This window comes from Mycobacterium sp. NAZ190054, assembly GCF_001545925.1.
Lineage (GTDB): Bacteria > Actinomycetota > Actinomycetes > Mycobacteriales > Mycobacteriaceae > Mycobacterium.
Window position 1 is genome coordinate 1 of record NZ_LMVQ01000172.1, and the last position, 7,940, is coordinate 7,940.

The following is a 7,940-nucleotide window of genomic DNA, read 5'->3' on the forward strand; positions in this document are numbered from 1 at the left end:
CGAAAGACTTGAACAGCGCGGCGATCTTGAGCTTGAGCTCCTCACGGCGACACGCTGCGGCGCTGGCTGACCGGCCCAGCCACTCGTAATATCCCGATTTCGACACCCCCAGCCAGGCCAGCATCTGGCTGCGTATCACCGGACACGGCACCACGGACGGCCGCGCCGACTGGGTCGCGTTCGGTGACGACGCGGCGGTATCCGGCGGGCTGGTCGGCGGCACCGCTGCGGCGCCACACTTCTGCGGCGACGCGATCGCCGACCCGCTCACCGGCCTGCACGCGGCCCAGGCGATCCTCGAATCACAGGCCAGGGGTGGCGGGGAGCTGGTCGAGATCGCGATGTCCGCGATCGCCGCGCACTACGCCGCACTACCCGCGAGCGATGAGAAAGACTGCAGCACAACACCGGCGGCGACACAACCGGGTCCGGCGCTGGGCGCCGACAACGACGCCGTCGACCGTCTGGTCGCCGCGCGGCTGGCCGGGCCGTGCTGATCCGGCGTGCCCTGCTGCTCGACGGCACCGCGACCGACATCCGCATCCGGGACCGGGTCGTCGAGGTGGCCGACGGCCTGACCGCCCGACCCGGCGAACAGGAGTACGACGCCGCCGGCGGCACCGTGCTGCCGGGTCTGCACGACCACCACGTCCATGTGCGTGCCGCCGCGGCGGCACTGCACTCCGTCCGGGTCGGCCCCGACGAGGTGCACAGCAGGGCCGAACTCGCGCAGACCCTCGCCGCCGCCACTGTCGGTGACGACGGATGGATCCGCGCCGTCGGCTACCACGACGCCGCCGCCGGACCACTGGACCGGCACGTGCTCGACGAGGTCGCGCCGGCGGTACCGCTGCGCGTGCAGCACCGCAGCGGCGCGCAGTGGATCCTCAACACCGCCGCACTGCGCCGCGTCGGGCTCGCCGATCACCCCGACGGACGGCTGCCCAGCTCGGATGCCGGCTGGGCGGTGCCGTTGCGCAGTGAACCCGACCTGGCGGGGCTGAGTGCACGCCTGTGCCGCGCCGGGGTCACCGGGGTCACCGATGCCACACCGGATCTCGAGGCTCCCGAAGAGCTGCGGCGCGACATGCGCCAGCGGGTGCGGTGCCTGGCTCCGGGCAAACGCATCCTGCACGACCACGACCTCGACCTGGACGCGCTGTGCGCGTGGATCACCGACCGGCACGCCGAGGACGTCCCGGTCGCGGTGCACTGTGTGACCGCCGCCCAGCTCGTCGTGACACTGGAGGCGTTGCGCAGCACCGGAACTCATCCGCGAGACCGCATCGAGCACGCTGCCGTGGTGCCCGACGGGAGCCTCGCCGACCTCGCCGCCGCCGGGATCACCGTCGTGACCCAACCGAACTTCGTGGCCGAGCGAGGCGACCAGTACCTCACCGATATCGACGCCGCCGAGCATCACGAGCTGTGGCGGGTCGCCTCGCTGTGCCGTGCCGGGGTGCCGGTGGCGCTGTCCACCGACGCCCCGTTCGGCGACGCCGATCCGTGGGCGGCGATGCGCGCGGCCGTGCACCGCAGCACCCCGTCCGGGCGGGTGCTGGGTGACGGCGAACGCGTCTCGGTGACACAGGCTTTGGCGATGTTCCTCGGTGAACCGGACCGGCCGGCCGTCCCCCGGCGGATCGAACCGGGAGCGGCGGCCGACCTCTGCATCCTGGCCACGCCGCCGCCGGCCACGCCGGCCGAACTGCACGCCGACGGAGTCGTCGCCACCATCATCGGCGGGGAGGTCGTCTACGAACGGAGCTGACGCTCAGGCTGCAGCCGGCGCGAACGCGGTCCGCAACAGCGCGCACTGACTGTTGAAGAACGACACCGACACAGACGCTTTCGGCGCGATTCCGTCGAATCCGTGGAACGCGCCGTCGACCACCATGACTTCGCACGGCACGCCGGCCTCACGCAACCGCTCGGCGTAGGCGAGGTCCTCGTCGTGGAACAGGTCCAGGGTTCCGACGCCGATCCAGGCCGGCGGCAGCCCGGCCAGATCCACCCGACGGGCCGGGACGGCCTCGTCCGGATCGGCGTCACCCAGATACGCGCGCCAGCCGAAGCGGTTGCTCGACTGGTTCCACAGCCGGTGTCCCGGGTTGTCCAGTCCCTTGCGGTGCACGGTGCGGTCGTCGAGCATCGGATACACCAGAACCTGTGCCGCGACGGCGATCTCACCGCGGTCGCGAGCAACCAACGCCAGCGCCGCGGCCAGCCCGCCGCCGGCGCTGGCCCCGCCGATCGCGACGCGTGCCGGGTCCACCGACGGCAGCCGGGACAGCCAGGTCAGCGCCGCGTAGCAGTCCTCGACCGGGGCCGGATAAGGATGTTCGGGCGCGAGCCGGTAGTTCACCGACGCGACGGTCGCGCCGAGCTCCCGCGCGAAGCGCCGGCACAGCACGTCGTCCTGGGCGGCATCGCCGATGACATAGCCGCCGCCGTGGATCCACAGCAGCGCCGGGCCCGCGCCGGGCGCGGCGCCGCGCGGGCGGAACAACCGAACCCCCACCCCGGAGGAGAGCGTGAGCACCTCGACGTCGTCGCCGGCGTCGTTGCTGCGCCACATCAGCCGGGACGCGGCCCGGAGGAACGGCAGGGTGACGGGTGTGATCATCTGTTTGGGCAGTAAGCGGGCACTGCGGCGCAGTTCGGGATGAAAATCGATGCGGGGCACCCGATCAGTATGCGTGCGTCGGTCAGCGCAGAAGCGGGTCTCGCGGCAATCCGAGGATCCGCTCGGCGATGGTGTTCCTGGTGATCTCGGAGGTGCCGCCGGCGATGGTCATCGCTCGGTTGCCCAGGTAACCACCGGTGAGCTGCGGGGCCCGGCCGGTGACCGCGGCGGTGCCGGCCAACTCGAAGGCGAGCTCGGTGAGCCGCTGACCCGACTCGGCGACCAGCAGCTTGGTCACGTTCCCCTCCGGTCCCGGCTCGGCACCCGTGATCGCCCGGGTGGCCCGTCGCAAGTTCAGCAGCCGCAGCGTGTGCAGCTCGCCGATCACCTCGCCCGCCTGCCTGACATAGCCCGCCGACGTCCCCGGCGAGCTGTCGAGCAACGCGATCAGGTGGTCCGGGGTGGTGCCCATCGGGGCGCCCGAGCCGCCGCCGATGGAGATCCGCTCGTTGCCCAGCGTCGCCCGCGCCACCAGCCAGCCCTTGTTCACGTCGCCGACGACATCGGCGTCGGGGACGAACACGTCGTCGAAGAACACCTCGTTGAAGTGCGAGTCGCCGGTGATGCCGCGCAGCGGGTTCACCGTGACCCCGTCGGCCTTCATGTCGATCGCCATCATCGTCACCCCGGCGTGTTTGGGGGCGTCCGGGTCGGTGCGGACCGTGGCCAGGCCCCACTGGCACAGGTGCGCCAGGCTGGTCCACACCTTCTGCCCGGTCACCCGCCAGCCGCCGTCGACCTTCCTGGCCGACGTCCGCACTGCCGCGGCGTCCGACCCCGCACCCGGCTCGGAGAACAGCTGGCACCACATCACCTGCCCGCGCAGCACCGGGTCCACCCAGCGTTCGCGCTGATCGTCGGTGCCGGCCTGGGCGATCGTCAGCGCCACCCACCCGGTGATCCCCATGTCGGGGCGCTCGACGTCGGCGAACTCCTCCTCGATGACCAGCTGTTCGAGCACGTTCGCGCCGCGGCCCCACGGCTTCGGCCAGTGCGGGACCAGATAGCCGGAGTCGACGAGGTGATCGCGCTGCTGATCGGCGGGCAGCGACCGCACCGCCGTCGCGACCTCGCGCGCCCGGCTGCGGTACTCCTCGGATTCCGGGGGCAACGGGAACGACGCGCCGCGGGCCTGACCGCTGCGCTGTGCGTCGACGATGTCGAGCACCGCGTCGGCGCCGTCGGCGCTCAGCGCGGCCAGCGTCCGGGCCCGGCGCAGATAGAGGTGCGCATCGTGCTCCCACGTGAACCCGATGCCGCCGTGCAGTTGAATGTTGTGCTGCGCGTTGAACACCTGCGCCCGGTTCGCCAGCGTCGCGGCGACCGCACCGGCGAACCAGGCGCTGTCCAGGTCCTCGGCGCGGGCGGCGTCCCAGGTGGCGGCGGTCGCGACCTCGGCGGCCACGAGCATGTTGGCGGCGTGATGCTTGACGGCCTGGAAGGTGCCGATGGTGCGGCCGAACTGCTCGCGCACCTTGGCGTATTCCACCGCCATGTCCAGCGCGGCCCAGCTCACGCCGACGGCTTCGGCGGCGGCCAGGATGCGGAACGCGGTCCTGGCGTTGCGGGCGGCGCCCCGCAGCACCCGGTCCTCGGGCACCGAAACCTCGCTCAGCGCCACGGCCCCGATCCGGCGGGTGGTGTCGAGACTTTCGAGTGGGCTGATCGCGACACCGGCTTCCCGGCTCTCGACGATCACCACGTCCGGCCCGGCGACCAGGACCAACACCGCGGCGTCCGGTGCGCCGAGTACTGCTGCGGCCTCTCCGGTGACGGTCAGGTCGCTCCCGACGGAGACGGTGCCCGACACGCCGAGCGCCGCGATCGTCTCTCCTCTCGCCAGGCCGGGGAGCAGCTCGGCCCGGGTGGGATCCGGTGCGCACCGGTCGATCACCACGGCGGCCGCGGCGCTGGACAGGAACGGGCCCGGCGCGAGGTGCCTGCCCTGGCACTCCGCGACGACGGAGAGTTCCTCGAGCCCGAAACCTGAACCGCCGAACTCCTCGGGCAGAGCCAGCCCGGTCCAGCCGAGTTCGGTTGCGGCCGACCAGATGTCGGCAGGGTGGGGGTCTCCGCCGTCGAGTGTCGCCCTGGCCTTGGCCGGTGCCTGCAGCCGGATGAGCTGGCCGGACACGGCCGCGGCGAGATCCTGATGGTCGTCGGTGATGGCGAGATTGGACGCGGTCACGGGCTTGCTCACGGGGAAGGCCTCACTGCTGAAGTTGACGGTCGTCGATCGACGTTATCGTGCGTCACAGCCCAGTCGGGTGTGTGAGCACCGTCACAAATTGACTACATCAGAAACATGAGTAGACAACTTCGCTCAGATTGTCGTTTGGATTCTGCGGCCGGGGGTACGCTCGCGCAATGACGGAACGGCCGGACACCCGGTATCCGGGGCCCACCTTGACTACCCGTTTGAAATGGTTGCTGAACGCGGGTCCGTCGGACTACATGCTGGCGATGAGCGTCGCGTCGGCGTCGCTGCCCGTCATCGGGAAACACCTTGAGCCCCTTGGCGCACTGACCGCCGCGGGGATCTGGGGCACCCGGCACGCCCCCGACTTCGTCGGGGCGCTGGCGAAGTCGCTGGTGACACCCAACGACGCCGAGAAGAAGCAGCAGGACAAAGACTGCACCAACGCGATCGCCGAGGCCGCGCTGCGGGCTGTGGTCGGAGCCAACGATCTGGAGATCGAGTGGCCGGCCGCCGAACGTACGCCGCCGGTCTGGAAGATGCGTGAGCACCGCCGGCACGTCCACCGCACGTCGGTGCGGTACGGTCCGCGCCCGTCCCAGCTGCTCGACGTGTGGCGTCGCGACGATCTGCCCACCGAGCCCGCTCCGGTGCTGATCTTCGTGCCGGGCGGAGCATGGGTGCACGGAAGCCGCATGCTGCAGGGCTATGCGCTGATGTCGCATCTGGCCGAGCAGGGCTGGGTGTGCCTCTCCATCGACTACCGGGTGGCGCCGCACCACCCGTGGCCCGCCCACATCACCGACGTCAAGACCGCGATCGCCTGGGCCCGCGCCAATGTCGACCGGTTCGGCGGTGACCGCAATTTCGTGGCGATCTCGGGAACATCGGCCGGCGGCCACCTCGCGGCGCTGGCCGGTCTGACGGCCAACGACCCGGAGATGCAGGGCGAACTCCCGGAGGGTTCGGACACGTCCGTCGACGCGGTCGTCGGGATCTACGGCCGCTACGACTGGGAGGACAAGTCGACCGTCGAGCGGGTCCGATTCATGGACTTCCTCGAGCGGATCGTGGTGAAGCGCAAGTTCGACAAGCATCCCGACGTGTACCGCAGAGCCTCGCCCATGGCGCGGGTCCATCCGGAGGCGCCTCCGTTCCTCGTCGTCCACGGCACCGGTGACAGCGTGATCCCGGTCGCCCAGGCACAGAGTTTCGTGGAGCGGCTGCGCGGCGTGTCCCGATCGGTGGTCGGCTATGTGGAGTTGCCGGGTGCCGGGCACGGCTTCGACATGACCGACGGTGCCCGCACAGGTGCCGTGTCGACGGCAATTGGCTTGTTTCTCAATCACATTCACCGAAACCGCAGTCTGATCGGGGCCAAAGAGGTTATATAGGCACCTCCGGTGGGGAAGGTGGCGCGGTGAAGAGGCTTCGTGGCTGGGACGCTGTGCTGCTGTACAGCGAGACCCCGAACGTCCACATGCACACGTTGAAGCTGGCGGTGATCGAACTCGACGATCTCGGCGGGGCGACGTTCGGTGTCGAGGAGCTGCGCAAGGTCATCCACAGCCGGCTCTACAAGCTGGACCCGTTCCGGTACGAGCTGATCGACATCCCGTTCAAGTTCCACCACCCGATGTGGCGGGAGAACGCCGAGGTCGACCTCGAATACCACGTCCGCTCCTGCCGCGCCGCCGCGCCCGGCGGTCGCCGTGAGCTCGACGAAGCCGTCGGCCGGATCGCCGGCACGCAGCTGGACCGCAGCCGCCCACTGTGGGAGATGTATCTGATCGAGGGTCTGGCCCGGGGCCGCATCGCGGTGCTCGGCAAGATCCACCACGCCCTGGCCGACGGTGTCGCCTCGGCCAACCTGCTGGCCCGCGGCATGGACCTGCAGGACAGTCCGGGGGCCGATCGCGATTCGTACGCCACCGACCCGGCGCCCACTCGCGGCGAGCTGGTACGTACCGCGTTCGCCGACCACATGCGCCAGATCGCCAAACTGCCGGACGTGGTGCGCTACACGGCCCAGGGTGTGCGCCGTGTCCGACGCAGCCCGCACAAGCTGTCCCCGCAACTGACAAGGCCTTTCACGCCACCGCCGTCGTTCATCAACCACATGATCGACGCGACGAGGAAGTTCGCCACCGCCACGCTGGCGCTCGACGACGTCAAACAGACGGGCAAACACCTCGGCGTGACCATCAACGACATGGTGCTGGCGATGTCGGCCGGTGCGCTGCGGAAGTTGTTGCTGCGCTATGACGGTCGGGCGGATCATCCACTGCTGGCCTCGGTGCCGGTGAGTTTCGACTTCTCGCGCGACCGGATCTCGGGCAACTACTTCACCGGTGTGTTGGTCAGCCTGCCCGTCGACGTCGAGGACCCGGTGGAGCGGGTGCACGCCGCGCACGACGCCGCGGCCGCGGGCAAGGAGAGCAACAACCTCATCGGGCCGGAGCTGGTCAGCCGCTGGTCGGCGTACTTCCCGCCCGCCCCGGCCGAGGCGATGTTCCGGTGGCTGTCGAACAAGGACGGCCAGAACAAGGTGCTGAACCTGCCGATCTCCAACGTGCCCGGCCCGCGCGAGCGGGCCCGGGTCGGAGGCGCGCTCGTCACCGGGATCTACTCCGTCGGACCCCTCACGGCCGGCAGCGGTCTCAACATCACCGTGTGGAGTTATGTCGACCAGATCAACATCTCGGTGCTGTCGGACGGAAAGACCCTCGAGGACCCGCACGAGCTCACCGCGGCGATGGTCGACGAGTTCATCGAGATCCGCCGCGCCGCAGGGCTTTCTGCCGAGCTGACCGTCGTCGAATCCGCCCTGCCCAACTAACCGCCGAAATGGCATTCCAGCAGGCCCACACTCGAAGTTTTGCTGCTGGAATGCGATTTCGGCGGAAGGGGTGGGGTGAGGGCGAGGGCTACTAGTGTCCTGAGTCATTAATTCGGGCGCAGTAGTTGGCGATGCTGGCCAGGATTTGATCGGCGGTCTTGGTCCAGACGTAGGGCTTGGGGTTGTCGTTCCAGGTGTCGATCCACGCTCGGATGTCG

6 protein-coding genes and 2 pseudogenes are annotated in these 7,940 nt (G+C 69.8%); 4 read left to right on the forward strand and 4 right to left on the reverse strand.

The annotated features are described in order from the left end of the window. Positions 1-271, reverse strand: a pseudogene (locus ASJ79_RS35030) (hypothetical protein); the annotation flags it as partial. A 70-nt stretch (positions 272-341) separates the two neighbouring features. Between ASJ79_RS35030 and ASJ79_RS35035 the strand changes: the two are divergent. Together ASJ79_RS35035 and ASJ79_RS13795 are read left to right on the forward strand one after the other, a co-directional pair. After that, a complete protein-coding gene (locus ASJ79_RS35035; protein ID WP_197420208.1) occupies positions 342-497 on the forward strand; it encodes a hypothetical protein in 156 nt (51 codons plus the stop codon). Then, a complete protein-coding gene (locus ASJ79_RS13795) occupies positions 491-1,771 on the forward strand; it encodes an amidohydrolase family protein (RefSeq protein WP_067956030.1) in 1,281 nt (426 codons plus the stop codon). Before ASJ79_RS35035 ends, ASJ79_RS13795 begins: the two co-directional genes overlap by 7 nt. 3 nt (positions 1,772-1,774) lie before the next feature. Here ASJ79_RS13795 and ASJ79_RS13800 read toward each other — a convergent pair whose 3' ends face one another. After that, the gene (locus ASJ79_RS13800; protein ID WP_156448434.1) at positions 1,775-2,686 is read right to left on the reverse strand and encodes an alpha/beta hydrolase; all 912 of its coding nucleotides are present in this window, start codon (positions 2,684-2,686) and stop codon (positions 1,775-1,777) included. Between the two features lie 22 nt (positions 2,687-2,708). Beyond that, positions 2,709-4,874, reverse strand: a complete 2,166-nt coding sequence (locus ASJ79_RS13805) for an acyl-CoA dehydrogenase (RefSeq protein ID WP_067956038.1) — start codon at positions 4,872-4,874, stop codon at positions 2,709-2,711. Between the two features lie 179 nt (positions 4,875-5,053). Between ASJ79_RS13805 and ASJ79_RS13810 the strand changes: the two genes are divergently transcribed. Together ASJ79_RS13810 and ASJ79_RS13815 are read left to right on the forward strand one after the other, a co-directional pair. Further along, the gene (locus ASJ79_RS13810; RefSeq protein WP_067956032.1) at positions 5,054-6,277 is read left to right on the forward strand and encodes an alpha/beta hydrolase; all 1,224 of its coding nucleotides are present in this window, start codon (positions 5,054-5,056) and stop codon (positions 6,275-6,277) included. A 26-nt stretch (positions 6,278-6,303) separates the two neighbouring features. After that, positions 6,304-7,722 carry a wax ester/triacylglycerol synthase family O-acyltransferase gene (locus ASJ79_RS13815; RefSeq protein WP_067956034.1) on the forward strand — a complete coding sequence of 473 codons (1,419 nt, stop codon included), beginning with the start codon at positions 6,304-6,306 and terminating at the stop codon, positions 7,720-7,722. A 91-nt stretch (positions 7,723-7,813) separates the two neighbouring features. Here ASJ79_RS13815 and ASJ79_RS32230 read toward each other — a convergent pair. Continuing rightward, positions 7,814-7,940: pseudogene (locus ASJ79_RS32230) on the reverse strand (IS630 family transposase); the annotation flags it as partial.